This window comes from Ruegeria sp. BE3 (genome assembly GCF_056538865.1).
In genome coordinates this window covers 292644-318222 of record NZ_JBQFTW010000001.1, presented here as the reverse complement: position 1 = coordinate 318222, position 25579 = coordinate 292644, and the positions used below count along the sequence as shown (strand labels likewise).

Below are 25579 nucleotides of genomic sequence, written 5' to 3'. Positions count from 1 at the left end.
CCGGAGAAATGCAACTGCCCGTTGAGGCTCTTATCTATATCGGTATCTTCGTCGGGGTTCTGGCCCTGGTCGAGGGCATCTATCTGGTTGCCTTTGGTAAGTCGATCAGCCTGAACAGCCGCGTCAACAGACGCCTGGACATGATCGACAAAGGTATTGCGCGGGATCAGGTTCTCGAGCAGCTGCGCAAAGAAATGCAGCAGCATATGAAGTCGCAGACGATACCTCTGTATTCTCTGCTTGCTGATAAGGCCCAAAAAGCTGCAATTGCCTTTTCGCCCAAGCAGTTGATCTTGATTATGGTTCTGGTCTCAGTCCTTGCCTTTCTGGGGCTGAGCATAGGTACGGCCACTGAGACATCACTTCGCGTCGCCATCTCTATCGCGATCGGGGTTGGCGCTGTCTATGCGTGGGTAAACAATAAGGCAAAGAAGCGTATGGCGCTGATTGAAGAGCAGTTGCCCGACGCCGTTGAACTGATGGTGCGATCACTTCGTGTCGGTAACCCGTTTGTGTCTTCCGTGCAGATCGTTGCCAACGAGGTAGAAGACCCACTTGCGACCGAGTTCGGTGTCATATCGGATGAATGTGCTTATGGCCGGGATGTCGGCGAAGCGCTCAAGGATCTGGCGGAGCGTCTGGACATGCAGGATTTACGTTTTCTGGCGGTTGCTGTTTCGATTCAACAGCAGTCCGGTGGTAATCTTGCCGAAATTCTCGCGGGTTTGGCTAAAGTCATCCGCGCCCGGTTCCGCCTATTCCGACGCGTCAAGGCGATCACTGCAGAAGCGCAATGGTCGGGCAAATTCCTGTCGGGGTTTCCCGTGTTCTGTCTTGTCTTTATTATGGTCAAAGACCCCGGCTATTACGACAACGTAATTGACCACTCACTTTTCATACCGGCCTGTTTCTTTGTCGGTATCATGCTGACGCTGAACCTGATCGTCATGCGCATTCTCACGAACATCAAAGTCTGAGGACATATCAATGGAATTTCTGACCCAAATAAACGATATGCTCACAGAAAATCTTGGCGAATTCGGGCCTTTGATCGTCGCCGGTGTCCTAGGGCTGTTCATGATACTGGTCACCATCCCGCTAATACTGAATCAGCCGGAAGATCCGCTAAAGAAGCTGCAGCGATCGACGGCAGCTCCCAAAAAGACCAAGAAAAATAAAAAGGACCGGTTGAGGGCGGCAGGGCGTAACGAACAGCTTGAGAAATTCGCAAATTTCCTCGAGCCGCAAAACAAAGAGGAATATTCAGCGGTTCAACTCAAGCTCCGCCAGGCCGGGTATCAATCGAAAGACGCAGTCCGCTTCTATCACTTTGCTCAATTTGCTCTTGGAATTATCGGAGTAATCCTGGGTGTTTTATTCGTGACCGTCTTCTCGAATGGAGAAGAACTGACAACTCAAGATATGGCCATCCGCGTGCTTGTCCCGGGTGCAATCGGCTACTTCATTCCAAAATACTGGATCACTCGGCGCGTGGCTGAACGCCAAGAGGCTATTACCGCTGGATTTCCGGATACACTCGATTTGATGCTTGTCTGCGTCGAAGCTGGGCAATCGTTGGATCAGGCGATCGTCAGGGTCGCTGCAGAAATGAAAGCTTCATACCCCGACATTGCGGATGAGTTCGAGGTTGTCGCTCACGAGATGAAAGCTGGTAAAGAGAAAGACGTCGTCCTGCGCGATTTCGCGACACGATGTGGTGTCCAGGACGTGAGCGCGTTTGTCACAGTCATGATCCAATCTGCCTCATTTGGTACTCCAATCGCCGATGCGCTCAGGGTTTATGCCGATGAAATGCGCGACAAGCGCGTGATGCGCGCAGAAGAGGCCGCCAACAAATTGCCTACCAAAATGACACTCGCAACTATGACTTTGACCGTTCCTCCGCTATTGGTGATCCTTGTTGGCCCTTCGGCAAAAGGTATCGCGGACTTTGGGAACTAGGGTAGAACAATTCCCGATCAAGCAAGGCAATCGGCGCTCTGATCGGAGCCTTCGCAAAACGATATTGGCCACCATGGTTCTTGCCATGGTGGCTTCTTGCACTGAAACGCCCTCTGCCAATGGTCCGTTTGCACCGGGGGTTGATCCCGATGGTCCTGCGGTAGATGAGGTTGCGATCGGCAATCGGCTGATGGCAGCGGGTGAGTATGAACTGGCGCTGGAATCGTTCACACGTGCTGCCCTTCAGCAAGGCATGACCCCGGAAATCCTGACCTCGCTCGGAACTGCCAATCTGGGTCTGCGCCGGATTGGGCAAGCAGAACCCCTGCTGCGCCGTGCGGTCGAAGATGATCCGGACTGGCCTGTCGCCTGGAACAATCTGGGCGTTTTCCTGATGGAGACTGGGCAATATGCCGAGGCCTCGCAGGTGTTCCGCAAGGCCTTTGCGCTGGACAATGGCGAAAGTGACGCAATCCGTGACAATTTACGGTTAGCACTCGCAAAAATGGAAAATCCTGTTAATAATACCCCTCAAGAACAAGAATTTGAGCTGGAGCAGCGCGGTAACGGAGAATTCGTTCTGCGCAGAAACCCGGCAACAGAGGCAGAGCAGTAAAAGGACGCAAAAAATGCGCCACCCCTTCTTGATTCCGACGATGTTTGCGTGCGGGTTGGTTTTGACCGCCTGTGCCAAAGAAACCGAAGAGGAAAAGGTCGAGCGCACCTTTCAGGAAGTCAACGTCATCGACGAGACCAACCTGAATGACGTGATGCTGAACGCGGCCGACCCCAACGAGGCCGCTACCTATTTCCAAGGTGCAGCTATCAAGAACCCCGACCGCATCGATCTGCAACGCGGGCTGGCGATCAGCCTGACCCGTGCAAAGCGCAATACCGAGGCCGCCGCCGCGTGGAAACGCGTGCTGACCATGAAGGGTGCCAACAACGCTGACCAGGTTGAATACGCGGACGCACAAGTGCGCAGCGGAAACTGGAACGGCGCGAAAGCAACTCTCGATAGCATCCCCCCGACTTATGAAACCTTCAAACGTTATAGGCTCGAAGCGCTGGTTGCTGATTCCAGAAAGGATTGGAAAAGCGCCGACCACTTCTACGAAACGGCTGTTGGTCTGACGACCCGCCCAGCAGGTGTGATGAACAACTGGGGGTATTCCAAGCTGACTCGCGGACAATATGCCGAAGCAGAACGGCTTTTCACAGAAGCCATCCGTCATGATCAGTCTTTGTTCACCGCAAAGAACAACCTGGTATTGGCGCGCAGCGCGCAAGGGAATTACAGCGTACCTGTAGTGCCCATGACTCAGGCCGAACGAGCGAGGCTGCTGAATACGCTGGCAATTTCTGCCGTCAAACAGGGTGACATCAACCTCGCCAAAAACCTGTATCGCGAAGCCATCGCGACCCATCCACAGCATTTTGACGAGGCCGTCCGTTCGCTCCGCGCGCTTGAGGAAGCCTGATCCATGATCATCCCAGCGGCAGCAGCGGCGTGGTTTTTGCCTTTCGTGCTGCCGATCTGTTTCTATGTCGCGTTCACGGATATGCGCGAGATGAAGATCAAGAACCACGCAGTCATGGCGCTGGCCTTGGTCTTTGTTGTTGTCGGACTCTTTGTCCTGCCGCCATGGTCCGGTGACTGGGTGGCTGGGAGCTTTGGCCCGCTGTCAGTGTCACTTCCGGTCTATGGTTGGCAACTGCTTCACATCATTGTTATTTTGCTGCTTGGCATTGTCCTGAACGCCGCCGGGGTGATGGGTGCTGGAGATGCCAAATTCTGCGCTGCCGCTGCGCCGTTTATCTGGACGGGAGACCTGATGTTTGTGATAGTGATCCTGACCGCGACAACGCTTGGCGCCGTTACAGCCCACCGATTGGCCAAGCACACCAAGTTACGCCAAGTCGCGCCGGACTGGGAAAGCTGGGATCAGGGTAAGAAGTTTCCTATGGGCCTCCCTCTGGCAGGAAGTCTCGCCATCTATCTGATCTTGGGCATAATTCACGGATCGTAAACAATCATCTGTGCGCCTTGCCCGCGCCTTGGTCCTGCCACAAAGCCGCGTCAAATTTTCCTCAAACGGCCCTTTAGGGGGCCTTTGGTGTGAACATTGACAGACGAGCCCCGCTCATGAACATGCAGACGACCTCCGTTATGGCCCCCCCTGCCCCCAAAGGGTTGGCTGAGATGCAGCTTCCGCTGGTGATGATGCGTGACATTCTGCTGAAAACGATCTTTCGCAAGAATGTAGACACAGTCACCGAGATCGCGGCGGCAATCTGTCTGCCCGGTTCGGTCACGCAGGAACTCATCGATATTGCGCGCGAACAGAAACTGCTGGAGGCGACGGGCACCCTGAATGCCAACTCAGGCAATGAGATGGGTTATCAGTTGACTGATGCAGGCAAGGCGCGTGCTTTGGACGCCCTCAGCCAATCGGAATATTTCGGCGCGATGCCCGTGCCGCTGGACATCTATCGCGAGCAAGTCAAACGCCAATCGATCCGCAATATTCAGGTCACACGCGATCAGCTGACCGGGGCGATGGGCCATCTGGTTCTGCCCGACAGCCTGCTGGATCATCTGGGCCCAGCGGTGAGTGCTGGCCGCTCGATCCTGATGTATGGCCCGCCGGGTAACGGTAAGTCCTCAATCTCGAACGGGATCCGGGACGCGCTGGGTGACAATGTTTATGTCCCGTGGGCTATCGAGTATGCTGGACAGGTGATTACGGTTTATGACCCGATCGTGCACACCGCGATTGAACAAGAAGCCGACGACCCCAACAGCCTGCGCCGCCGCAAACGCTTCGATACACGGTATGTGCAATGCGAACGTCCCACCGTTGTAACCGGTGGTGAACTGTCGCTGAGCATGCTCGACCTCGTCTATAACCCCACCGCGCGGACCTATCAGGCCCCCCTGCAATTGAAGTCCACCGGTGGCATTTTCATCGTGGACGACCTTGGACGTCAGGCCGAACCCCCTCAGGCCCTGATCAACCGCTGGATCGTTCCGCTGGAAGAAAGCAAGGATATCCTTGGTCTGCAATCGGGTGAAAAGTTCGAGGTTCCCTTCGATACGCTGGTCATCTTCTCGACCAACTTCCACCCGAACGAGATCTTCGACCAAGCGGCCCTGCGCCGGATCTTCTTCAAGATCAAGATCGATGGTCCGAACCAGGAGAACTTCCTGAAGATCTTCGCCATGGTGGCCCGCAAGCGCGGGATGCCATTGGACGAGGCCGCACTGGTGCACTTGTTGAAGGTCAAATACCCGACGATCAACAACATTTATGCGAACTACCAGCCGATCTTCCTGATCGATCAGATGATCTCGATCTGCGAATTCGAAGGCATCCCCTACCAGATGAACCCCGATCTGATCGACCGCGCCTGGGCGAACATGTTCGTCAAGGAAGAAAAGATCATTCACTGACCCCCTGTCCTTCTGATCCCGGGCGGGTAATCTGCAGCGATGAAGCAGATTCCCGCCCGGATTAACGATTGGTTTGTCGCCAAAGGATGGTCCATCCATCCGCATCAGCAAGCGATGTTCGACCGGTCACAGGACCCGGCGACGTTGCTGATTGCCCCTACAGGGGGTGGCAAGACGATGGCGGGGTTTCTGCCTTCCTTATCCGAGCTGTCCGACGGTGCGCATGACGGGCTGCACACCATTTATGTCTCTCCGCTCAAGGCGCTGGCAGCCGACATTCGCCGCAACCTGCGCACCCCAGTGGATGAGATCGGCCTGCCCATCCGGATTGAGGACCGCACAGGCGACACGTCTGCAACCCAAAAGAAACGTCAACGCGCCGATCCTCCGCATATCCTGCTGACCACGCCCGAAAGCCTTGCTTTGCTGACTTCGTACGAAGACGCCCCGCGCATGTTTGCCGGGGTGCAGCGCATTATTGTCGATGAAATCCATGCTCTGGCCGAAAGCAAGCGCGGCGATCAACTGATGCTGGCACTGGCACGGTTGCAGGCGCTCTGCCCCGATCTGCGTCGCGTAGGTCTGTCGGCAACCGTGGAAGACCCGGGGGGCATTGCGCGCTTTCTGGCCCGTCATCCAGACCCTTGCAGGATTATTCAGGCCGATCCAGGCCCCGATCCCGATATCGCCATGCTGCAGACCGAAGAAATGCCCCCTTGGTCTGGCGGTGGCGCCGCCTATTCCATCCCCGCAGTGTTGGAGCAAATCAGGCAGCACAAGACCACTTTGATCTTCCACAACACCCGCGCGCAAGCCGAGATATTCTTCCACAACCTGTGGCTCGCCAATGACGAGGGTCTGCCGATTGGCATCCATCACGGCAGTCTGGATCGGCAGCAACGCGAGCGGGTCGAGGCCGCGATGGTGCGTGGTGACCTGCGCGCCATCGTTTGCACAGGCAGCCTCGATCTTGGGATCGATTGGGGTGACGTCGACTTGGTGATACAGATCGGCGCGCCAAAAAATGTCAAACGGCTGGTGCAGCGGATCGGGCGGGCAAATCATCGCTACAACGCGCCGTCGAAGGCTCTTCTGGTGCCCGCCAACCGGTTCGAAGTGGTCGAATGCGTCGCTGCGCTGCAAGCGGTGCAAGAGCATGATCTGGACGGCGATCCTCGCGGACCGGGCCCTCGGGACGTGCTCTGCCAACATATCCTGATCGCCGCTGCAGCAGGGCCATTTGAGGCCGATGCACTTTTCTCTGAGATGACCGCAGCGGGGCCCTATGCCTCCCTCACCCGCACCGCGTTTGACGCTTGTCTGGATTTCTGCGCCACCGGAGGTTACGCCCTGCGCGCCTATGATCGTTGGCAACGCCTGCAGCAGCGGCCTGACGGGCGCTGGCAGCTGCGTGACCCGCGCGCCGCACAACGCATCCGGATGAATCTGGGTACGATCCAAGACACCGATACCCTGAAGGTTCGGCTGAGACGCAATCGCGGCGGCAAACCGTTGGGTGAGGTGGAGGAAGGCTTTGCCGCGTCTTTGACACCGGGCGACACGTTTCTGATCGGCGGCCAGATCGTCCGCTATGAAGGTCTGCGCGAGATGGTGGTTGAGGTCAGCCGTCGCGCGGACAAGAAACCCAAGATCGCGACCTTCATGGGCACGAAATTCGCCACCTCGACACAGCTGAGCGATCGCATTCTGCGCATGTTTGCACAGCCCGATTGGCCTCAGTTGCCCACCCACACTGCCGATTGGCTGGCTTTGCAGCGCGACGTTTCGCGGCTGCCACAACGCGACCGCCTGTTGATCGAGAGCTTTCCTGATAACGGGCGTGAACATTTATGCGTCTATGGCTTTGCCGGTCGTAATGCGCAGCAGACACTGGGGCTGCTGCTGACCAAGCGGATGGAGGAGACAGGGCTCGCCCCTCTGGGCTTTGTCGCCACCGACTACGCCACGCTGATCTGGGGGCTGGATGCGGTGACCGATCCGCGCCCTTTGTTCCAGCTTGATGCGCTGCGAGACGGGCTGGAAACGTGGTTGGCGGGCAATGCCGTAATGAAGCGAACATTTCGCGCCTCAGCCACCATTGCGGGCCTGATCGAACGCAACACCGGCGGGCAACGCAAAAGCGGGCGGCAGGCGACGTTTTCATCCGATATCCTGTACGACACGCTACTGAAATACGACCCCGACCACCTGCTGATGCAGATCACTCGCGAAGAGGCCATGCGCGGGCTGGTCGATTTCGGGCGAATCGAAGCGATGATTGCCCGGATCGGGGATCGTGTTGATTTGTTACGATTGAGTCGGGTCTCACCATTGGCCGCACCTCTTTTTCTCGAGGTCGGCAAAGTCCCCGTCAAAGGCGAAGCCGAAGAGCGTCTTCTGGCCGAAGAAAGCGCCCGGTTAATGCAAGCGGCTGGCTTGGTGCCCGGTTGATTCCGCTTGCACGAAACGCGAAAACACGCAAAGAACGGATCATGAACACGCTTGACTTTACGTTCATGAATCATGGGTTGTCTGCCCTGGGCTCTGGCGCCTTGTGGTGGCCAGATCAGAAGCTTTTATGTGTCTCAGACCTGCATCTGGGCAAGTCCGAGCGGGCAGCCCGCAGAGGCGGCCCTGCCCTGCCTCCGTATGACAACCGCGAAACCCTGACCCGACTGACAACTGATTTGGCGCTGACGAATGCGGCCATCGTCATCTGTCTGGGCGACAGTTTTGATGATCTGCGTGCTTCTCAATCACTACCACGGGAAGACCGGCTGCAGATCGCCACCCTACAGGCCGGACGGCACTGGATCTGGATTGAGGGCAATCACGACCCCGGTCCGGTTGAACTGGGTGGAACGCATCTGGCCGAGTGGACTTGCGAGGGGCTGACATTCCGTCATATCGCCGAGCCCCGTGGGAAGGGTGAGATCTCGGGGCATTATCATCCCAAAGTCGGCCTATCCGTGCGTGGCCGTCACGTCACCCGCCCAGCTTTCCTTATCGATCATAAACGCCTGATCTTACCGGCCTATGGCACTTATACCGGTGGGTTGCGCAGCTCAGATGTTGCGCTGTCCAATCTGATGGCTGCAGATGCACGGGCGATCCTGACCGGAGCTCATCCCCGGATGGTTCCAATGCCAAGGTGAGGATCAGAGAAGTCCGTCCTCTTCCAGCATTGGTTTGTATTTCCGGCTAACCGGAACAAGGTCATCATTGCACAAACGCAGGAAAGTCTTGCCGTTCTGCTTCTCAATCCCGGTAATTGCCGCATCCACGATCCAATGCGACCGATGGGTACAATGGCCCGACACGGGCTCCATCTCGGCAATCGCGTCCGTAAAGCGTGAGCGGATCGTGAAGGTCCCCTCTGACGTCACAACGTCGACAGAGTGATCGCGGACGGTTAGCCGATAGATCTGACCCTGAAAACCAGACGGTAGCCGACTGCACAGGCGTGGTTTGACCTCTTCCTCCAGCACATCGGGCTGATCCCGCTCACGAACCAGCAACAGGCCCGTAGCAAACAGCACACCATATGGCACAACCACCAACAATCCGGGCGCCATCAGACCGTTGAGCGTGAACAGAACCCAGGTCAGCCCCCATAACGCCGGGGCGAAGAGTATCAGGATCAACAGCGCAAACGCGAGGTCACGCAGCAACAGGCCTGCGCGCAGCAATCGGTCGCGCACCAGCTTGCCCGCGGCCCAGGTCGCCGCCAGGGCCAACAGCATGACACCCGACCAGAACACCAGTCGTTCGACGAAAGATAGGGTCATGTCCCGAAATGGCGCGAATGAGTAGGCCATCAACGGAATGAATACGAGGCCAGCCAGAATGCGCTGCAGGTAGACCTGCGCCAATATAGGTTCCAGTTTAGATCTCATACAAACCCGCGCGCCCCTAACGCATTCTCGAATTCGCTTAGTTGGAAGGCATCTTATCCTCCTAACCAGCTGGAGCAGAAGGCTTATCACCGGTTGACGTTAAGTCAAACCCGTTAATATGCGAATTAATTTTCTGGGATGCAGATGCAAAACGGGCCGAAAAGCGCAGGTGCTTTCCGGCCCGGATGAGATGTCAGGGGTTGCGTCGAAGCCCCTGTAAAGCAGAGTTACGCTGTCAGGCCTTCTGGTTCGGGCAGATCATTCGCGCGGCAGCAGGCGGTCAGAGTGTTGGCCAGCAGGCAGGCAATGGTCATCGGACCTACACCACCCGGAACCGGTGTGATCGCGCCCGCGCGTTCGGCGGCGCTGGCATAGTCGACGTCGCCAACCAGTTTGTTCTTGCCGTCACGTTCGATCCGGTTGATGCCCACGTCAATGACGGTCGCGCCTTCCTTGATCCAGTCGCCCGGAACCATCTCGGGGCGGCCAACCGCGGCCACAACGATATCGGCGCGGCGCACAACATCCGGCAGGTCCTTGGTGCGCGAATGCGCGATGGTCACCGTACAGCTGTCGCCCAATAGCAGCTGCGCCATCGGTTTGCCCACGATGTTCGAACGACCAATGACAACCGCATCCATGCCCGACAGCGAGCCGTGGTAATCGCGCAGCATCATCAGGCAGCCCAGAGGGGTACAGGGGACCATCGACTTCTGGCCAGTGCCCAGCAAGCCCACGTTCGAGATGTGGAACCCATCGACATCCTTGGCCGGGTCGATCGAATTGATCACCAGATCCTCGTTCAGATGCTTCGGCAGCGGCAGCTGTACAAGAATGCCGTGGACGGCAGGGTCGTTGTTCAGTTTGTCGATCAGGGCCAGCAGGTCCTCTTCCGAGGTGTCGGCATCTAACTTATGCTCATAAGAGTTCATGCCGACTTCAACGGTCATCTTTCCCTTCGAGCGGACATAAACCTGGCTCGCCGGGTCTTCACCCACCAGCACCACAGCCAAACCAGGCGTGATACCGTTTTCTTCCTTCAGCTTTGCCACCTGATCGGCCACCTGAGCGCGAACCTTGGCCGCAAAAGCCTTACCGTCGATAACCTGCGCTACCATCCTTTGATCCCTTCTTTCAAAAACGGATCGGGCGCCGAAAGCGCCCGGGTCTTCAGTCGGGGCCGAGCACACGCTCTTCGCGAGCGATCGACCAATCAATCAAGATGCGCCAGAGTTTCTCTGCAAGATCGGGATCCATACCCAATTCATCCGAACTCTTGCGCACGCGCTGCACCACATCTTCGACACGTTCCGGGATGCGGGCGGGCAGCCCCTCGCCGGGTTTCAGCTCGGACGCGCGGTCGATGTAGCTTGCGCGCGTTACCAACAATTCGATCAGTTGGCGGTCCAGCTTGTCGATCTGAGGCCGCAATTCCTGCATCGTATGACAGTCTCGCGGCGGTGTCAGAGTGGGCATTCTATTCTCCTCACGGCCCGGGGAAGTCCCCGGACCACGAGATGTATCATTCAAGCGCTTAGAACAAGCCCTCGATCTGGCCTTCTTCGTTGAGGCGAATCGTCTCAGCGGCTGGTTTGCGCGGCAGGCCGGGCATGGTCATGATCTCACCACAGACAACCACGATGAAGCCAGCACCGGCGCTCAGGCGAACCTCACGTACAGGAACCGAGTGACCGGTCGGCGCGCCGCGCAGGGTCGGATCGGTCGAGAACGAGTACTGCGTTTTCGCCATGCAGACCGGCAGGTTGCCATATCCGGCTTCTTCCCATTCGCGCAGCTGATTGCGGATCTTGTTGTCGGCCAGAACTTCGTCGGCACGATAGATACGCTTGGCGATGGTTTCGATCTTCGCGAACAGCGGCATCTCATCTGGATAGATCGGCGAGAAGTTCGCGGAACCACCTTCAACGATCTCGACAACCTTCTCGGCCAGCGGCGCAGAGCCTTCCGAACCCAGTTCCCAGTGGCGCGACAGGATCGCTTCAACCCCGTGCTCACCGCAGTAGTCTTTCACCGCCTGAACTTCGGCATCGGTATCGGTGACGAAGTGGTTGATGGCGACAACAACCGGAACACCGAAGGATTTCACGTTCTCGATGTGACGGCCCAGGTTGGCGCAACCCGACTTCACGGCGTCGACGTTTTCAGCACCCAGATCGGCCTTGGCAACGCCGCCGTTCATCTTCATCGCGCGAACGGTGGCAACCAGAACCACTGCCGACGGGGCGATGCCTGCCTTGCGGCACTTGATGTTCATGAACTTCTCAGCACCCAGGTCCGCACCAAAGCCCGCTTCGGTCACAACGTAGTCGGCCACTTTGAGGGCGGTTTTGGTTGCGATGACCGAGTTACAGCCGTGCGCGATGTTCGCGAAAGGCCCGCCGTGGACGAATGCCGGGTTGTTTTCCAGCGTCTGAACCAGGTTCGGCTGCATTGCGTCTTTCAGCAGAACGGTCATTGCGCCTTCTGCTTTGATGTCGCGGCAGTAAACCGGGGTCTTGTCGCGGCGGTAAGCAACGATGATGTCACCCAGACGCTTTTCCAGATCTTTCAGGTCGTTCGCCAGGCACAGGATCGCCATAACTTCGGAGGCCACGGTGATGTCAAAGCCTGCCTCACGCGGGAAGCCGTTCGACACGCCGCCCAGAGACGCCGTGATCTGACGCAGAGCGCGGTCGTTCATGTCGACCACACGACGCCATGCAACGCGGCGGGTGTCGATTTCAGCTTCGTTGCCCCAGTAGATGTGGTTGTCGATCATCGCCGACAGCAGCGAGTGGGCCGAGGTGATCGCGTGGAAGTCACCGGTGAAGTGTAGGTTCATTTCCTCCATCGGAACAACCTGCGCGTAACCGCCACCTGCAGCGCCGCCTTTCATGCCGAAGTTCGGGCCAAGCGAGGCTTCACGGATACAGATCATCGCGTTCTTGCCGATGCGGTTCAGGCCGTCACCCAGACCAACGGTGGTCGTGGTTTTACCTTCGCCTGCGGGGGTCGGGTTGATCGCGGTCACGAGAATCAGCTTGCCATCTTCGCGGTCCTGAACCGAGTTGATGAAGTCCTGGCTAACCTTCGCCTTGTCATGGCCATAGGGCAGCAGATCCGCAGATTCGATGCCGATCTTTGCACCGATTTCCTGAATCGGCTTCTTGTTCGCCTCGCGAGCGATTTCGATGTCGGATTTATAGCTCATTGGCCGGAGTCCTTAGTTGAATGCCGTGCAAAACCGACGCAGGGCGTCGGCGCTGCGCAATCCATACCGTTGTGTACCATTCAGATAACTCTGGTTTCCGACATTCTGGTGTCGCGAAGCGTCGTAAGATCAATCAACAGTTTCTAATCGGAAACCACAGGCGCCCACGGGCGCTGATCCGGAACGAACAGCTTCATTTTTTCTCCGACACGCAGAGAGCCGGGGCGTTCCACCCAGGCGGTTACACCTCGGCGATCCTTCGCGGCAGGTTTGAACGCCGCGCCCTTACCCGGCGTTTCCGCTTCGATCTCGCGCCCCGGCAAAACACAGGGACGGTTTTCCATGTCGATCACTATGGTTAGACCGCTTTCTGCCTGCAGGCGTGACGAGGGGGGAACATGGGTAAAATCCGGGATACCGCACAACACGATGCTGGCCCCCATCAGGGCCGGGTCCAGTTGATCCAATCCCATGTCGTCCGCAATCATCTGCACCTCTTCAGCAGAAAGAACCGACAATTGGCGTACGTTGCGAATTTCGGTGCCCTCGGGATACAGATTCTTGACCCGCACGCAGGACGCTCGTGTCTCTCCCTCATGCCGCGCACCCTGGTCGCCCGAGAAGCCGAGCGTTAATGCCTCGACAGGTTGCGCCCGCAGCGATTGACCCGCTGGAACATGTCCCAGCCAGACGGTTTCGGCCACAAACTCGGTTTCTATCAGGACCGGCATGGTACCTCTCTCTCATCGCGTATGAATGCGCCAGAGATCACCCGGCGCAGATTGAAAAGAAAAACCCGGGTCAAGACCCGGGTTTTTACGTTTATGTCGAAGGTTCCGGCTCCATTCCGCCTTCGGGCGGAGATTTCTTGGCCTTGGTTTTCGGAATCGCGGTGACACTGGGCGCGTTGCCCTCGTCCGGCTTATCGCCTTCATCATCGCTTTCGCTGGGCGGCTCGCCATTCATGACCCGCTTGATCTCATCCCCGGTCAGGGTTTCGTATTCCAGCAGACCCTGCGCCAGACGCTCCCATTCTTCGTTCTTGTCACTCAGAATCTGGTGCGCGCGCTCATAGCCTTGTTGGATCAGGCGCTTCACTTCTTCCTCGATCAGCTCTTTGGTATGAGCGGACACCGAGAAGCCGGCTGTGTTGCCCTGATAGCCTTCATGGGCTTCGGCATAGTCGATGTTGCCGACCTTGTCCGACATACCCCAACGCATCACCATGGCGCGCGCCAACTGGCTGGCCTGCATGATGTCACCCGCAGGTCCATTCGAAACGTGATCTTCACCGTATTTGATGACCTCGGCGGCCTTGCCTGCCATGGTCATGGCCAGCTTCTGCTCACACTCATCGCGGTGATAGTTCAGACGGTCCATTTCGGGCAGAGACACAACCATACCCAGCGCACCACCGCGCGGAATGATCGTCGCCTTGTAAACCGGGTCGCACAGCGGCAGTTCCAGACCAACCACGGCGTGACCGGCCTCGTGATAGGCGGTCTTTTCCTTCTGGTCTTGGGTCAGCACCATCGAGCGGCGCTCGGCCCCCATCATCACCTTGTCCTTCGCGTTCTCGAAGTCTTCCATGGTGACAAAGCGGCGGCCCACACGCGCGGCCATCAAAGCGGCCTCGTTCACGAGGTTCGCCAGATCGGCACCCGAGAAGCCCGGAGTGCCACGTGCGATGATGCGCAGATCGACATCGGGGCCCAAAGGTGTCTTGCGCGCGTGAACGCCCAAAATTTTCTCGCGGCCTTTGATATCGGGGTTGCCAACAGTGACCTGACGGTCGAACCGGCCCGGACGCAGCAGCGCGGGGTCGAGAACGTCCTTACGGTTGGTGGCCGCCAGAATGATCACGCCTTCATTGGCCTCGAACCCGTCCATTTCAACCAGCAACTGGTTGAGGGTTTGTTCGCGCTCATCATTGCCGCCGCCATAACCGGCACCACGATGACGGCCCACGGCGTCAATCTCGTCGATGAAAACGATACAAGGCGCGTTCTTCTTGGCCTGCTCGAACATGTCGCGCACACGGGATGCACCGACACCGACGAACATCTCAACGAAATCCGAACCCGAAATGGTAAAGAATGGCACGCCCGCCTCACCCGCAATGGCGCGGGCGAGCAGCGTCTTACCAGTCCCCGGAGGGCCAACGAGCAACGCGCCTTTGGGGATTTTGCCACCAAGGCGCGAGAACTTCTGCGGGTTGCGTAGGAACTCCACGATCTCTTCCAGCTCTTCCTTGGCTTCGTCGATGCCTGCCACGTCATCAAACGTCACGCGGCCATGCTTTTCGGTCAGCATTTTGGCCTTGGACTTGCCGAAGCCCATCGCGCCACCTTTGCCGCCGCCTTGCATCCGGTTCATGAAATAGACCCAGACACCGATCAGCAGCAGGAAGGGCAGAAGCGTGATCAGGAACGACTGGAACCCGGATTGCTGCTGCTTTTCAGCACGCACGGGGATGTTCTTGTCGATCAGCAGCTTGGTCACCTCGGCATCGCCGGGTTTGATGGTGACATAATCCTGATTGTCATTCGTGCGATAGCGGATCTGTTCGCCATCCAGCGTCACGCTGGTGACGTCTCCGGCGTCCACGGCGCTGACGAATTCGGAATAAGTGCGTTCGTTGTTCTGAAGCGATCCGCTGGGGCCACTGAACAGGTTAAACAGTGCCAGGATCAGCAGAAACAGAACGACCCAGAAGGCGATGTTGCGAGCGTTGCCCAAGGAAATTCTCCTAGAAGGTTTCGGCGGATGGGGACCCGCCGGGGTTGTTCCTTAAAATAGAGAGGATTGTGGCAGGTTCAATGAGATAAAATTGCGGCATAGAAGTCAGGCCTGCCAGAGGGAGCATTTACCGTCCATCCATTGGAAAAACCGGCCAATGGGGCGGCCAGAACGGTTTCATCGACCCAAACAGCCGGTGTCGACATCAATACCGCGCGGGGCTTGGTCACCAACCGCCAATCCGTCAGTTGCAGGATGCCATCCTCACCCAGAGGGCGAATTTCAGCACCGGATGCTTCGGGTCCTGTCAAAACCCAGCGCCCATCCCACACGGTGCCGGGACGTGTTGTCTGGGCGCTGACGGCATTTAGCTCTCTGCAAATCCACGTATTTTTACCATCCGGAATCAGGTGACAGCCGCTCAGAGTGGTCGCCTGACCTTTCAGCAGCGCCTGAACCGCCTGATCAATGGCGCTTTGACGGGGTGGATAGTCTTTGTTTGCCTGCCACATGACCGCAGCCACCAAAAGACGCCGTCGAATCTCGTGCGGCAACGCCGTGGCACCCTCTCGATCGAAACACAAATCGCCGTCCACAACCTTCACATGATGACGGGCGGATTCCTGCGCGTATCGCGCCAAAGCCTCGCGAGCTTGTGCGAGATTGTCAGCAACGCGCGAAAGACCTTCAGCCGTAATACCGATCTGATCCAGCCGGGTCAGTGCGTCGCGCGCCTTGATCCGATCAAAGCGCGCGTCCTGATTCGAAGGGTCGTCGATCCATTTGATCCCCTGCGCTGTCAGGTAGTCGCGCAGCCGCGCACGCGTGATCGAAAGCATCGGGCGTAGCAAGGAGACACCGCCCTCAGCACGTTCTCCCGCCATGCCGGACAGGCCAGAAACGCCCGCCGACCGGGCAAGCCGCATCAGAACGGTTTCAGCCTGATCATCTGCCGTATGTCCCAATGCGATAGCCTCAAGCCCAAGATCATCTGCCCATTCCACCAACAACCGATATCGCGCTCGTCGCGCTTGATCCTGCAGATTGCCGGACCCGTCCCAATCTCGCCACTTCAAGGTTTGATGCGGAATGCCCCAGCTTTGCGCCAATACCGCAACCGATGCAGCCTCGGCAGCCGATTCGGGCCTCAGCCCATGATCAATAGTTGCTGCAAATAACGCGACCTGCGTTTCCCGAGCGATGCTTGCAAGCAGATGCAACAGAGCCGTCGAATCGCTGCCACCGGACACGGCCACACCCAGACGGCGCGGCAGCGGGTCTGGCAGGCGTGCCAGAATTTCGGACCGAAGCGTATCGGTGTCAGAGGTCAAGAACAGCCCAGCGCCGCCATTTCCTGCGTGGCCGAGCTTGCCGGGGCCGAGCTTGGGAAGCGCACGCCAACCTCGCCGAGCGTGATGCAAGCCTGATCGGTCTGGCCCAGACGTCCAAGCGCCGCACCCAGCTCAAACAAAGCTTCGGGGGCCAGCGGTCCTTCGGAATCACCGGTGAAGCTGGCCAGGAATGCCCGGGCAGCCTCGCGCGTATCACCCAACCCTTCCAAAGCCTGACCGCGCCGCAAGTTGGCCTGTGCCGCCAGCGGGCTGCCCGGGTAGGCCTGATCAAATTGCGAGAACAGATTGGCTGCGGTCTGGAAATCCCCATCCACGAGCGCTTGTGAGGCCGCATCGAAATCTGCCTGCTCTCCGATCGCCAACTCACCTTGTTCAGTCACCTCGGGCTGGGGGGGCGTCGGGGCAACTGCAACCTCGGTCGACGTCTCACCACCCAGCGTCGAGGTCTCACCCAGTGTGCTGAGATCGCCACCTTCCAGTTCGACCAGACGGAACTCCAGATCGCCGATACGGTTGGTGCCATCGGTAACGATATTCTGGACCCGCTGGTTCAATTGCTCGGTCTGACGCGTCAGGCGCTGCAGTTCCGCCTCGATGGCGTCAACGCGCTCCAGCACGGAACTGCCGGATAGGTTGGGCGCGGGCGAACCAGTGGTCGAGAACTCGCGCTTGAGGCGCTGGATTTCCACATGCAGCACCGTCAACTCCTGACGGATATCCGCCAGCGTTTGCTGATCCTGTGCCCGTGCCACACCAGCGACGGTCACAACCGTCGCCAGAACCAATCCTGCAAATCGCATCATCTTACCCCAAGGTTGAGCCGGTCAGCACCGTCACCGCGCGGCGGTTCTTGGAATAGCATTCCTCGGTGCTGCAAATTTCAATCGGGCGCTCTTTACCAAAGCTGACCGTGGTCAGACGGTTGCCCGCCACCCCGCGCGAGATCAGATATTCACGCGCCGCATTCGCCCGGCGCGCGCCCAGGGCAAGGTTATATTCCCGCGTGCCCTGCTCATCCGCATGACCTTCGATGTTGGCCACAAAATCGGGGTTGGCCAGTAGCCAGTCGGCCTGCCCTTGCAGAACGGTCTGGGCCTGCGGGCTGAGCGTGGATTGATCGACCGCAAACAGAACCCGATCTCCCACGGTCTGCTGGAAATAGGCTGGCGAGCGCGGATCACTCGGCGAACCCGGCACCAGCGCTCCGTTGGCGCCGGGACCACCACCGCCCAATGCGGAAGGATCATTGTTGGAACATGCGGCGATCAGGGTCAGCGCCCCGACAGCCGCGATTTTGCTCAATAGTTTCATTTCAGGTGCCTCGTGTTTCGTTTGTTTATTGGCGCGTTTCTATCACACCGCATCTTCGTTGTGAACGTTATCCACAGCCAGCACAGATCAATTCTGCAATGGACCCCAGGATGGATCGCTACCCCCGTCCGGCGTGCGGACCGGACGTAGATTACGGCCCGATATATCGACCGAATACAGTGTCGAGCGACCGCTGGCCCCCTGCGTTTCGCGCGTGAACATGATGACACGGCCATTGGGTGACCACGTCGGCCCCTCATCAAGGAACGAAGCGGTCAGCAGACGTTCCTCGTCTCCGTTGGTGCGCATTACACCGATATGGAACCGGCCTTTGTTCTGTTTGGTGAACGCAATCAGATCGCCGCGCGGGGACCAGACGGGCGTGCCGTAGCGACCTTGCCCAAAGCTGATCCGCGTTGCCTCACCTCCGTTTGCGGGCATGACATAGAGCTGCGGCGTCCCCGAGCGGTCGCTTTCAAACACGATCTGGCTGCCATCCGGCGAATAGCTGGGCGCGGTTTCAATGGCCGGCGTATTGGTTAAGCGCGCGCTTTGGCCCGAGGCCAGATCCATTTTCCAAAGGTCGGTATTCCCGCCCTGCGTCAGCGAATAGACAATCGAGCGCCCATCCGGCGAAAAGCGCGGAGAAAAGCTCATGGTACCTTCCAGTGTCGGCAATTCCTGACGTTGTACGCGCCCCACATCCAGCAGATAGATCCGTGGTTGGCCAGTCTCATAGCCGGTGTAAAGCAACCGATCGCCGGTGGGCGAGAACCGAGGGGCCAACACGATGGCCGCACTGTCTGTCAGATACTGTACATTCGCGCCATCATAATCCATGATCGCCAGCCGCTTAAGCCGCTGATCCTTAGGCCCGCTTTCCGAAACAAAGGCCACACGGCTGTCGAAATAGGCCCCCTCGCCCGTTATCCTTGTATAGACCTGATCAGCCACCTTATGCGCCATGCGCCGCCAACCGTCCGTAGTGCCCGCAAACTGCAACCCGTTGCCCAGTTCCTGACCCGAGAACACATCCCACACCCGGAACCGCACCGTCAGCCGCTTGCCCGAGACATTCACGGCCCCCGTCACGAGTGCCTGCGCGTTGATCGCCTTCCAATCCGCGAACTGCACCGGAGCATCAAAGCTGCTGACCCGGCTGATGAATGCATCCGACGAAATCTCGCGGAACAGGCCAGTTCCCGTCAGGTCCGACACCACCACGCGAGAGATATCCTGCGCATATTGCGCAGCCGCCGCGTTGTCCGGGACGAAGTTTGGGACCGCAAAGGGCATCGGCTCAATAATGCCTTCGTCAATTTCCAGACGAAGCGGCCCGCTTTGAGCATAGGCCGGAGCCGTCAGCAGGGTCAGGCCAATAAAGAGGCTGGTCAGAAGTTTCATCATTTGATCCGCATCCTCTCGGGATTGAATGTAATCTCAATATCCTGCCACTGGCTGTATTTGTCAGCAGGCAGGTCGTATCCTTTTGCCCCACAGCGTAAAACCGCGCGACGCGCAGCTTCATAAGCTTGTTTGGCAGACGCTGCAGAGCCACCAGTACTATCCAGCATCCTCAGGCTACCGCCGACTACCTTACCATCTGGTGTCAGCGAGAAACCGACGACCACCACGGTCTGCAGCGCGTCGGTCGACAACGATCCGACATTCCAGCACTGCGACACGGCCACCCGCATCGCATCCTTTTCCCCGCTGGTCAGCGGCGGACCTGAAGGCTCGGAGCCACTCCCCAATGCCTCGGCCAGTGCGTCATTGATGGCCTGCTCATCCTGAACGGGCTCGGTCGGTGCAGGTTCTGTCGGCGCGGGCTCGGGCGTCTCGGCCACCTCGGGTTCGGGCTCAGGCGTCGGGCGATTGGGGCGCACACGCGGGCGCGGAGAGGTGCGCGGGGCCGGATCTTCAACTTCTTCCGCCTCGGTCACGATCTCGGGCGCGGCCTCTTCCGGCGCGGTCTGATCCTGCTGCTCCTGCTGCGTCTCTGCCCCTTCGTCCAATGAGACCGGAGGGGTTTCGATGTCATCCGGTTTCGCCTCTGGCGGAGGCGGTGCAATCGCCTCAGGTGCAACTCTGTCCGCAGGCTGCGGCTCAGCCTCAGGGCCCGGAGGCACAGGCAGTGCGGCCACTTCCGGTTCGGGCTGATCCAGCGTTGGCAGCTCCTCGATCAGTTCAGGTTCAGGCGCGATCTCGACGGTTTCCGGCTGGACCTCCGGCTCGGGCTCTGGCTCCGGTTGCGGTACAGCTTCCGGCTCTGGCGGAGTGTCCGGCACGGGGTCCGGTGCGGTGATCTGATCCGGGGTCTCGGGCTGCTCGAGCTCTTCCGGATCGGTTGGCATTTCGGGTGCATTGCGCTGCGCGCTCAGCGCCGCAAACTGTTCGGATGAAATCACCGAGACATCCTGCACAGCCATCGGCAGCGGCTCGGATCGGAACGTGCCTCCGAACAGCGCCCAGCTGATAAGGCTGACATGCGCAATTGCTGAAATCTTGGTGCCGGTATCCACCGTGCGACCTCACTCTCACCCATCGTCCAGCGTTGGCCCGCCGGTATCGGTCACAAGGCCCACATTGGAAAACCCACCCGCATTAAGCGCGCCCATCACCTGCATCACTTGCGCGTACGGGATCGCACCATCCGCGCGCAGGAACACCCGGTCGCTGCTGCGTTCTGCCGCAATCGCGCGCAGCCTGCCAATCAACTCTTCGCGCTGAATGTCAGTGGTCTGAATCTGTACCCGACCATCGGCCGTCAGGGTCACGGTCAGCGGTTCTTCGTTATCACCGGGCAAAGCGCTGGCAGCCGTCTTGGGCAGATCAACCGGAACGCCAACCGTCAGAAGTGGCGCGGCCACCATGAAGATAATCAGCAGCACCAGCATGACATCGACAAAAGGCGTCACATTGATTTCGGCCATCGGCTGCGCGCGCCCACGCCGCCGCCCACGCCTGCGTCCGTTCCCGCTCGAGCTTTGCTGAACCGCCGCACCCATCGTCAGCTATCCAACTGACGCGACAGGATGGTGGCGAACTCGTCGGCAAAGGCCTCATAGCCGCCCACGATCCGATCACTATCCGCGCTGAGCTTGTTGTAGAAAATCACCGCCGGGATCGCAGCCAGCAGGCCAAGACCCGTGGCCAGCAGCGCCTCGGCAATGCCGGGGGCCACGACGGCGAGGTTTGTGTTCTGTTGCTCGGCAATCTCGATAAAGGCATTCATGATACCCCAGACCGTGCCAAACAGACCGATGAACGGAGCTGTCGAACCCACGGTTGCCAGAATGGGCAACCCCTTCTGCAGCCCCTCAGCCTCTTTGGCGATTGCCACATCCATCGACCGGTCAATCCGCGCAGTCGCCCCTGCGATCAGCCCGCCATCGGTGCGGTGTGAGCGCCGCCATTCTATCATTCCAGCCGCAAAAATCTTCTCAGAACTGCCATCGGGCTGCGTTCCGATCTGCTCGAACAATTCATCCAGCGGATTGCCAGACCAGAAGCTTTCGTCAAACACCTGCGCCTCGCGACGCGCAGCGCGGTAGTTGATCAGCTTCTGAATGATAATGCCCCAGGACCAGATGGATGCACCGATCAGCATCAGCATTACCAGTTTGACGATAAAGGTCGCGCGGGCATACAGCCCCCACATGGAGAAATCGATCTCCTGCGCCAGCGCCAGCGTTTCAGCTTCCATGAACCTGCTCTTTGTTTTGCCTGATGGCCATTTGGCCTTGTTTTGCCAAACGCTAGCGCAGATGGATGTGAAAAGCCAACAGAACCACCCCCAAGGGTGAAATTGTTACATCAATGCGCGAATCTCTGCCGGAAGGCGTACCGGTTTGCCCTCGGCATTCATGCAGACAGCCGTCACCTCGGCGCGGAAAACTTCCGTCTCGCCGCGTTTGACCGACTGGGACATCGTTAGCCGCGCACCCGAGAGCGAGACCATCTCGGTCTCGACCATTAGCTCGTCTTCAAACCTAGCGGCTGCGAGATAATCCGCCTCGATCCGCCGCACGACCCAGACGATACCTGCGTCCCGCATCGCGTTCTGATCATTACCCAGCTTACGCACCCAGTCCGACCGGGCGCGTTCGATGAATTTCAGATAATTCGCATGATAGACCACGCCGCCCATGTCGGTGTCTTCGTAATAAACACGGACCGGGTAGTGATGCTTCATTGCGGCGGCTCCAATCTGGCGAACAAGCGCAACGCATGAGAGGGGTCCTGCGCAGCACCGGGCAGAATAGGATCGTAGGCGGCCTGGATCAACGCGGCAATATCGGGCCGCAGGATCGTCGCCTCACCGGCGATAGCCAAAGGAGAAGTGCTGCGAAATGCAGCATCGGACCACAGCAGGATGGTCTGCACCACCTGGCTGAGCGCCAAGGTCTCTGCCGGCACTTTAGAGAGTTCTTTGTCCATGCGCAGAAATACAAAAGCCGCACGTATGGCGCCATCTTCCTCGAACCGGAAAATACGGTACTGGTTGGCGTCAGCAGCCACCAGTCGTTCAACCAGCGGTGCCAAATCCGGGATAAGCCGGTCCAGATCGGGAACCTCAAGCAGCTCTTGCCAATCGCGGAAGAAAAAAACCATGCAATTGGCGCCGAGTTCGGGATCCGTCTCGGCCATCTTGTGACCGGCCAGCGTGACGACCGCCTCAAACGCGCCCTTGACGGTCGAGAGCGTCTCATCCTCGACACCGAACACAATCGGCACGATGGGGCGCCCCCAACGCGCAAACAGGAATTCTCCACTTTCGCGGGTGAACAGCGCCTCAATCTCTTCCGGAGTCACGCTTGGCCCTTCATTCTAACAAATCTCTCGCCGAGAGGCATAAGTTCTTAAGCGCACAGCTTCAACCAAACAGATCGCTCTGCCCTTTGGGTGCCGCCATTCCCAGATGGGTCCAGGCCTTCTGCGCCAACATCCGCCCGCGCGGTGTGCGCTGAATCAGGCCTTGCTGCAGAAGATAGGGCTCGATCACCTCTTCCAGCGAATCCCGGCTTTCGGACAAGGCCGCCGAGAGGGTTTCAATCCCCACGGGACCGCCCGCGTAGTTCTCGGCAATCAGTTTCAGATAGCGGCGGTCCGCCCCGTCCAGCCCCAGATTGTCCACGCCAAGCCGGGTCAGCGCCCCGTCTGCCAGATCGCGTGTGATCCGCCCATCGCCCTCGACAATGGCAAAGTCCACAACCCGTCGCAGCAAGCGCCCTGCAATCCGCGGTGTTCCACGCGAGCGCCGCGCGATCTCGCGCGCGCCCGCATCATCGGCGGGTGCGCCCAACTTGCGCGCATTCCGCGTGACGATCTCGTGCAGCTCATCGACGGTGTAAAACTGCAATCGTGTCGGAATGCCAAAGCGATCCCGGAGCGGGGTTGTCAGCAACCCCATCCGCGTGGTGGCCCCGACCAGCGTAAACGGCTGCAGCTCGATCCGGACGGTCCGGGCGGCAGGGCCTTCGCCGATCACCAGATCCAGCTCGAAATCCTCCATCGCGGGGTACAGCACCTCTTCGACCGCCGGGTTCAGGCGGTGGATCTCATCGATGAACAGCACATCGCGCGATTCCAGATTGGTCAGGATCGCCGCCAGATCACCCGCCTTGGCCAACACCGGCCCCGAGGTCATGCGGAAATTCACCCCCAATTCCCGCGCCATGATCTGCGCCAGCGTCGTCTTGCCCAATCCCGGAGGGCCATGGAACAACGTATGATCCATCGCCTCGCCCCGTTGTCGGGCCGATTGGATGAAGATGCGTAAATTTGCACGTGCCTCTGCCTGACCGATGAATTCATCCAGGCCTTGCGGACGCAAGGCGCGGTCATTGTCCTCGGGCATCGGCTCGGGACGCAGGGTGGGGTCGGCGTCTACCATTCAATCACCCTTTCGGAGCCAGCAGTTTCAACGCGGCGCGGATCAGTTCGGCCTCACCTGCATCGGGCAGGTTCGCCGCTGCTTCAGCCACCGCCGAGGCCGCCTCGGACGGGCCATAGCCCAAATTACCCAGCGCAGACAGCGCCCCGGCCGAGGCCGCCGCTGAGCCCGAGACCGGTTTCGCCACGCGCGCCGGTGTAGGCGAAGGCTCAGTTTCGACCACTTCCAGCGCCGGTCCATCCATCGCTTCGGTCACGGTGCCCCCCATGGCCATCACGCCCGGGGCCTTGTCCTTGAGGTCCAGCACAATGCGCTGCGCCGTCTTCGGGCCAACGCCTTTGGCCGCCTTGACCGCGCCCCAATCGCCCAACGCAATCGCGCGGCTCACGCCATCCGGCCCCAGCGCACTGAGAATGGCCAGCGACACCTTGGCGCCCACACCTTGAACCGAGCACAGCAGGCGGTGCCATTCTTTCTCAACCAAGGATAGAAACCCATAAAGCTGCATCAGGTCTTCGCGTACGACCATGTCGGTGTAGATCGAGACCGCCTCACCCACACCCGGCAAAGCTGCCATGGTCCTGTCCGAGCAATAGACGATATAACCGACCCCGCGCACGTCGATCAGAACATGATCCGCGGCGCGGTAATCCAGCCGTCCCGTAAGTTTGCCGATCATGCACGCACCTCTTTCACCCGCGCCCGCGGGGTGGCCCCATAGTAGGAATGACAGATCGCGATCGCTAGAGCATCCGCAGCGTCCGCACCCTTGGGAGAGCACCCCGGCAGCTGTAACTTGACCATATGCAGAACCTGCTCTTTCTCAGCATGGCCGACGCCGACCACAGTTTTCTTGACCCGATTGGGGGCGTATTCGCCCACAGGCAGGCCCGCTTGCGCCAAGGTCAACAACGCCACACCGCGCGCCTGACCCAGCTTCAATGTCCCTGCCCCGTCTTTGTTGACAAAGGTCTGTTCTATGGCGGCCTGATCGGGCTGATGCTCGGCAATGACTTCGACAATCTGGTTGTGCAGCGACAGAAGCCGTTCACCCAGATCATCGCCGTCGGATTTGCACAAGCCGTTCGCCACGTGACTTAGACGGCTGCCTGTCGATTCGATGATGCCCCATCCCAGGGTCCTGAGACCCGGATCAATGCCCAGAATTCGCATATTTTGTATTGGCCTGCTCGGGTTCGTGTGACCTTTTTCCATCGATTAGCACGAAGCGTGAACATTTTCCAAGGAATTCAACACACGATCTGAAAACGACATCCATGTCGCACCTGCAGCATGGAGGCTTGTTTGCGACAGCAATCCGTATGTTTTCGACGCTTTTATAAACTGGAATTAATCAATGAATTAAGGGGCTTTCATGAATCTCGAGCATTGCAAAAAACGCATAGGACACATGCAAATTCTGCGCTTGCATGGGGCGGTATACATCCCTAGATGCCCGTCAGATCGCAAGATCAGAGATTAACGCAAACCAGAAGGAAACAGGATATGGCTGCATTGGATACCACCCGCACCACCACTGGCTCATTCGGCCTCGTCGGCCGTATCGGCGTAACTTTCGCATCGGTCGCAAACGCCGTTGTAGAATGGAATGACGCCCGCGCAACCCGCAACGCGCTGAGCGGTCTGACCGACCGCGAGCTGGACGATATCGGTCTGTGCCGCGGCGACATCGACGTTGTTGCCGAAGGCCGCCGTTACTAAGTCAACGCAATACCGCTCACGCCCCTTCCTCCTCCC

At 58.7% G+C, this 25579-nt stretch carries 27 protein-coding genes; 9 read left to right on the top strand and 18 right to left on the bottom strand.

Features of this window, described 5'->3' with window-relative positions:
- The first annotated feature begins 8 nt into the window (after positions 1-8).
- From ACR0AZ_RS01525 to pdeM, 8 genes are all read left to right on the top strand, one after another.
- The gene (locus ACR0AZ_RS01525) at positions 9-977 is read left to right on the top strand and encodes a type II secretion system F family protein (RefSeq protein ID WP_480469149.1); all 969 of its coding nucleotides are present in this window, start codon (positions 9-11) and stop codon (positions 975-977) included.
- Positions 978-987: 10 nt separating this feature from the next.
- On the top strand, positions 988-1962 hold the full coding sequence (locus ACR0AZ_RS01520) for a type II secretion system F family protein (RefSeq protein WP_480469148.1): 975 nt from the start codon (positions 988-990) through the stop codon (positions 1960-1962).
- Positions 1963-2035: 73 nt separating this feature from the next.
- Complete coding sequence (locus ACR0AZ_RS01515) at positions 2036-2578, top strand: tetratricopeptide repeat protein (RefSeq protein ID WP_480469147.1); 543 nt, start codon at positions 2036-2038, stop codon at positions 2576-2578.
- Positions 2579-2591: 13 nt separating this feature from the next.
- A complete protein-coding gene (locus tag ACR0AZ_RS01510; protein WP_480469146.1) occupies positions 2592-3443 on the top strand; it encodes a tetratricopeptide repeat protein in 852 nt (283 codons plus the stop codon).
- Positions 3444-3446: 3 nt separating this feature from the next.
- Positions 3447-3992, top strand: coding sequence for a prepilin peptidase (locus ACR0AZ_RS01505; RefSeq protein ID WP_480469145.1), 546 nt, complete (start codon positions 3447-3449; stop codon positions 3990-3992).
- Positions 3993-4108: 116 nt separating this feature from the next.
- Entirely contained in the window at positions 4109-5416 is a 1308-nt protein-coding gene (locus ACR0AZ_RS01500; RefSeq protein ID WP_480469144.1) for an ATPase, read from the top strand.
- A gap of 39 nt (positions 5417-5455) precedes the next feature.
- On the top strand, positions 5456-7867 hold the full coding sequence (locus ACR0AZ_RS01495) for a ligase-associated DNA damage response DEXH box helicase (RefSeq protein WP_480666604.1): 2412 nt from the start codon (positions 5456-5458) through the stop codon (positions 7865-7867).
- 65 nt (positions 7868-7932) lie between these two features.
- Positions 7933-8571 carry a ligase-associated DNA damage response endonuclease PdeM gene (gene pdeM, locus ACR0AZ_RS01490; RefSeq protein ID WP_480667132.1) on the top strand — a complete coding sequence of 213 codons (639 nt, stop codon included), beginning with the start codon at positions 7933-7935 and terminating at the stop codon, positions 8569-8571.
- A gap of 3 nt (positions 8572-8574) precedes the next feature.
- Here pdeM and ACR0AZ_RS01485 read toward each other — a convergent pair whose 3' ends face one another.
- The 18 genes from ACR0AZ_RS01485 to ruvC form a co-directional block, all read right to left on the bottom strand.
- Positions 8575-9312: a LytTR family DNA-binding domain-containing protein gene (locus tag ACR0AZ_RS01485; RefSeq protein ID WP_480666603.1), complete on the bottom strand. Its 738-nt coding sequence runs from the start codon at positions 9310-9312 to the stop codon at positions 8575-8577.
- Between the two features lie 227 nt (positions 9313-9539).
- A complete protein-coding gene (gene folD, locus ACR0AZ_RS01480; RefSeq protein WP_480469141.1) occupies positions 9540-10430 on the bottom strand; it encodes a bifunctional methylenetetrahydrofolate dehydrogenase/methenyltetrahydrofolate cyclohydrolase FolD in 891 nt (296 codons plus the stop codon).
- Positions 10431-10482: 52 nt separating this feature from the next.
- Entirely contained in the window at positions 10483-10788 is a 306-nt protein-coding gene (locus ACR0AZ_RS01475; protein WP_480666602.1) for a chorismate mutase, read from the bottom strand.
- Positions 10789-10846: 58 nt separating this feature from the next.
- Entirely contained in the window at positions 10847-12523 is a 1677-nt protein-coding gene (locus ACR0AZ_RS01470; protein WP_480666601.1) for a formate--tetrahydrofolate ligase, read from the bottom strand.
- Between the two features lie 143 nt (positions 12524-12666).
- The gene (locus ACR0AZ_RS01465; protein ID WP_480666600.1) at positions 12667-13254 is read right to left on the bottom strand and encodes an MOSC domain-containing protein; all 588 of its coding nucleotides are present in this window, start codon (positions 13252-13254) and stop codon (positions 12667-12669) included.
- Positions 13255-13345: 91 nt separating this feature from the next.
- Positions 13346-15262: an ATP-dependent zinc metalloprotease FtsH gene (gene ftsH, locus ACR0AZ_RS01460; protein WP_480666599.1), complete on the bottom strand. Its 1917-nt coding sequence runs from the start codon at positions 15260-15262 to the stop codon at positions 13346-13348.
- Positions 15263-15339: 77 nt separating this feature from the next.
- Positions 15340-16593 carry a tRNA lysidine(34) synthetase TilS gene (gene tilS / locus ACR0AZ_RS01455; protein ID WP_480469136.1) on the bottom strand — a complete coding sequence of 418 codons (1254 nt, stop codon included), beginning with the start codon at positions 16591-16593 and terminating at the stop codon, positions 15340-15342.
- Positions 16590-17414, bottom strand: a complete 825-nt coding sequence (gene ybgF, locus ACR0AZ_RS01450; protein ID WP_480471880.1) for a tol-pal system protein YbgF — start codon at positions 17412-17414, stop codon at positions 16590-16592. The genes tilS and ybgF overlap by 4 nt, the downstream gene beginning before the upstream one ends.
- 4 nt (positions 17415-17418) lie before the next feature.
- Positions 17419-17925: a peptidoglycan-associated lipoprotein Pal gene (gene pal, locus ACR0AZ_RS01445; protein ID WP_480469135.1), complete on the bottom strand. Its 507-nt coding sequence runs from the start codon at positions 17923-17925 to the stop codon at positions 17419-17421.
- Positions 17926-18012: 87 nt separating this feature from the next.
- Positions 18013-19332, bottom strand: coding sequence for a Tol-Pal system beta propeller repeat protein TolB (gene tolB / locus ACR0AZ_RS01440; protein ID WP_480666598.1), 1320 nt, complete (start codon positions 19330-19332; stop codon positions 18013-18015).
- Entirely contained in the window at positions 19329-20447 is a 1119-nt protein-coding gene (locus ACR0AZ_RS01435; RefSeq protein WP_480666597.1) for an energy transducer TonB, read from the bottom strand. The genes tolB and ACR0AZ_RS01435 overlap by 4 nt, the downstream gene beginning before the upstream one ends.
- Positions 20448-20462: 15 nt before the next feature.
- Positions 20463-20933: a protein TolR gene (tolR, locus tag ACR0AZ_RS01430; protein ID WP_480657086.1), complete on the bottom strand. Its 471-nt coding sequence runs from the start codon at positions 20931-20933 to the stop codon at positions 20463-20465.
- Between the two features lie 2 nt (positions 20934-20935).
- Complete coding sequence (gene tolQ, locus ACR0AZ_RS01425; protein WP_170397391.1) at positions 20936-21631, bottom strand: protein TolQ; 696 nt, start codon at positions 21629-21631, stop codon at positions 20936-20938.
- A gap of 105 nt (positions 21632-21736) precedes the next feature.
- The gene (ybgC, locus tag ACR0AZ_RS01420; RefSeq protein WP_480469131.1) at positions 21737-22120 is read right to left on the bottom strand and encodes a tol-pal system-associated acyl-CoA thioesterase; all 384 of its coding nucleotides are present in this window, start codon (positions 22118-22120) and stop codon (positions 21737-21739) included.
- Entirely contained in the window at positions 22117-22740 is a 624-nt protein-coding gene (locus ACR0AZ_RS01415) for a hypothetical protein (RefSeq protein ID WP_480469130.1), read from the bottom strand. Before ACR0AZ_RS01415 ends, ybgC begins: the two co-directional genes overlap by 4 nt.
- 61 nt (positions 22741-22801) lie before the next feature.
- Positions 22802-23821 carry a Holliday junction branch migration DNA helicase RuvB gene (gene ruvB, locus ACR0AZ_RS01410; protein WP_480666596.1) on the bottom strand — a complete coding sequence of 340 codons (1020 nt, stop codon included), beginning with the start codon at positions 23819-23821 and terminating at the stop codon, positions 22802-22804.
- 4 nt (positions 23822-23825) lie between these two features.
- The gene (gene ruvA, locus ACR0AZ_RS01405; protein ID WP_480469128.1) at positions 23826-24500 is read right to left on the bottom strand and encodes a Holliday junction branch migration protein RuvA; all 675 of its coding nucleotides are present in this window, start codon (positions 24498-24500) and stop codon (positions 23826-23828) included.
- Positions 24497-24994: a crossover junction endodeoxyribonuclease RuvC gene (gene ruvC / locus ACR0AZ_RS01400; RefSeq protein ID WP_480666595.1), complete on the bottom strand. Its 498-nt coding sequence runs from the start codon at positions 24992-24994 to the stop codon at positions 24497-24499. Before ruvC ends, ruvA begins: the two co-directional genes overlap by 4 nt.
- A gap of 333 nt (positions 24995-25327) precedes the next feature.
- Here ruvC and ACR0AZ_RS01395 point away from each other — a divergent pair, with 333 nt between their 5' ends.
- Positions 25328-25543, top strand: a complete 216-nt coding sequence (locus ACR0AZ_RS01395; RefSeq protein WP_480469126.1) for a DUF1127 domain-containing protein — start codon at positions 25328-25330, stop codon at positions 25541-25543.
- Positions 25544-25579: the final 36 nt, after the last annotated feature.

Coding starts and splice junctions, on each gene's coding strand:
- ACR0AZ_RS01525 (WP_480469149.1), top strand. CDS start 9: ATGCAACTGCCCGTTGAGGCTCTTATCTATATCGGTATCTTCGTCGGG.
- ACR0AZ_RS01520 (WP_480469148.1), top strand. CDS start 988: ATGGAATTTCTGACCCAAATAAACGATATGCTCACAGAAAATCTTGGC.
- ACR0AZ_RS01515 (WP_480469147.1), top strand. CDS start 2,036: ATGGTTCTTGCCATGGTGGCTTCTTGCACTGAAACGCCCTCTGCCAAT.
- ACR0AZ_RS01510 (WP_480469146.1), top strand. CDS start 2,592: ATGCGCCACCCCTTCTTGATTCCGACGATGTTTGCGTGCGGGTTGGTT.
- ACR0AZ_RS01505 (WP_480469145.1), top strand. CDS start 3,447: ATGATCATCCCAGCGGCAGCAGCGGCGTGGTTTTTGCCTTTCGTGCTG.
- ACR0AZ_RS01500 (WP_480469144.1), top strand. CDS start 4,109: ATGAACATGCAGACGACCTCCGTTATGGCCCCCCCTGCCCCCAAAGGG.
- ACR0AZ_RS01495 (WP_480666604.1), top strand. CDS start 5,456: ATGAAGCAGATTCCCGCCCGGATTAACGATTGGTTTGTCGCCAAAGGA.
- pdeM (WP_480667132.1), top strand. CDS start 7,933: ATGAATCATGGGTTGTCTGCCCTGGGCTCTGGCGCCTTGTGGTGGCCA.
- ACR0AZ_RS01485 (WP_480666603.1), bottom strand. CDS start 9,312: ATGAGATCTAAACTGGAACCTATATTGGCGCAGGTCTACCTGCAGCGC.
- folD (WP_480469141.1), bottom strand. CDS start 10,430: ATGGTAGCGCAGGTTATCGACGGTAAGGCTTTTGCGGCCAAGGTTCGC.
- ACR0AZ_RS01475 (WP_480666602.1), bottom strand. CDS start 10,788: ATGCCCACTCTGACACCGCCGCGAGACTGTCATACGATGCAGGAATTG.
- ACR0AZ_RS01470 (WP_480666601.1), bottom strand. CDS start 12,523: ATGAGCTATAAATCCGACATCGAAATCGCTCGCGAGGCGAACAAGAAG.
- ACR0AZ_RS01465 (WP_480666600.1), bottom strand. CDS start 13,254: ATGCCGGTCCTGATAGAAACCGAGTTTGTGGCCGAAACCGTCTGGCTG.
- ybgF (WP_480471880.1), bottom strand. CDS start 17,414: ATGCGATTTGCAGGATTGGTTCTGGCGACGGTTGTGACCGTCGCTGGT.
- pal (WP_480469135.1), bottom strand. CDS start 17,925: ATGAAACTATTGAGCAAAATCGCGGCTGTCGGGGCGCTGACCCTGATC.
- tolB (WP_480666598.1), bottom strand. CDS start 19,332: ATGATGAAACTTCTGACCAGCCTCTTTATTGGCCTGACCCTGCTGACG.
- tolR (WP_480657086.1), bottom strand. CDS start 20,933: ATGGGTGCGGCGGTTCAGCAAAGCTCGAGCGGGAACGGACGCAGGCGT.
- tolQ (WP_170397391.1), bottom strand. CDS start 21,631: ATGGAAGCTGAAACGCTGGCGCTGGCGCAGGAGATCGATTTCTCCATG.
- ybgC (WP_480469131.1), bottom strand. CDS start 22,120: ATGAAGCATCACTACCCGGTCCGTGTTTATTACGAAGACACCGACATG.
- ruvB (WP_480666596.1), bottom strand. CDS start 23,821: ATGGTAGACGCCGACCCCACCCTGCGTCCCGAGCCGATGCCCGAGGAC.
- ruvA (WP_480469128.1), bottom strand. CDS start 24,500: ATGATCGGCAAACTTACGGGACGGCTGGATTACCGCGCCGCGGATCAT.
- ruvC (WP_480666595.1), bottom strand. CDS start 24,994: ATGCGAATTCTGGGCATTGATCCGGGTCTCAGGACCCTGGGATGGGGC.
- ACR0AZ_RS01395 (WP_480469126.1), top strand. CDS start 25,328: ATGGCTGCATTGGATACCACCCGCACCACCACTGGCTCATTCGGCCTC.